Annotated in this window: 1 protein-coding gene; it reads right to left on the minus strand. The window is 47.5% G+C overall.

The features are described 5' to 3' along the window. Window positions 1-33: 33 nt before the first annotated feature. On the minus strand, window positions 34-1,150 hold a 1,117-nt coding region (locus tag Q8M88_RS02005), incomplete at its 5' end, for a hypothetical protein (RefSeq protein ID WP_305594562.1).

Raw genomic sequence — 1,150 nt, forward strand, 5'->3', positions numbered from 1 at the left:
TATCTTCCACCATGCTGATCAGATTCTGGTTCATCAGGTCGTTGTCGCGCACGTACAAATCACCGAAGATGGCACTTTCGGACGATTTGTCCGTTCAATATCAATAGATTCAAAACCTTTCATAATTTTTTCGAGAACCGGTTCTTTCGGTTTACCCTGCCGGAAGGCATCATTCAGCATAGACAAGGCCTGGTCGGTCATTTCATCTGTCGTTCCCCTGACCTTTTCATACGGACGGATGTTGCAGCCGATTTTGCGCACAAAGCCGCCGAACATATAAGCCAGATAGGCATTGATAGCCGTGGGCAATGAAAAATCGTAGAAAACCACATCGCCCAGATAGACCGACGCCTGTTCCATTCCTTTACCATAGTTGTCGAGCAATTTTTTCATGAAGTGCGGGAACATGCTGAGGTTGCATGAAAGAGTGGATTTCGTGACCCAAAGGGCGGTATCGGCCGGATTCAACTGGTTCGACTCCATATAGTCTATGGCATTCCTGACGATGATACTCAAAGGCAAACATTGGCCGGTATTCATGCTCAGGCTACGCTTTATTGACTCATCAGTGCTGTTTGCCACATGGGCATCGATGCCGCTGTTTTGCAGTACGGCCTCCAGCAAAGGCGCAACATACGGGTCCCACGAGGGCAACAGGAGCGTTTTGTTTTTCAGGTTCTTTGAACCGGCGAATATGGAACCCGATAGTTGGTTATCCTCCGGTTCAATCTGCTGAACGAGCTTACTGAATTTACTGAAATCAATGGCATGCGTCCGGAGTGTTTGGGAAGCCTCGCTGACAAGCGTTCCGATGTATTCGGGCCAGGACTGATTTTCCACTGAAGGCGCTTCCACCATCTTTTTTTTCTCTCCGGTGATTCTTTTTTCAGGCCCGGACTCTTGTCTTTTACGGTGATTCCTGAAGGCCCGGATGGCTGCTTCAATTCGCGTTTCATAACCAACTGCCGAATCATGTTCATCGAGTTGAAGGATCAGATAAGGTTTCCGGCAGGCATCAAATATCTCCTTGAAGTATTCGATCACGAACGAATCGGGCGTGCATTTGAAAGACGTGATGAGTACCGGGTAACAATTATTGGTTCGCGAAATAACATCAGCAGCATACAAAATTCTGGAGGCAAATTTCCAT

Source organism: Phenylobacterium sp. (assembly GCF_030693805.1).
GTDB lineage: Bacteria > Pseudomonadota > Alphaproteobacteria > Caulobacterales > Caulobacteraceae > Phenylobacterium.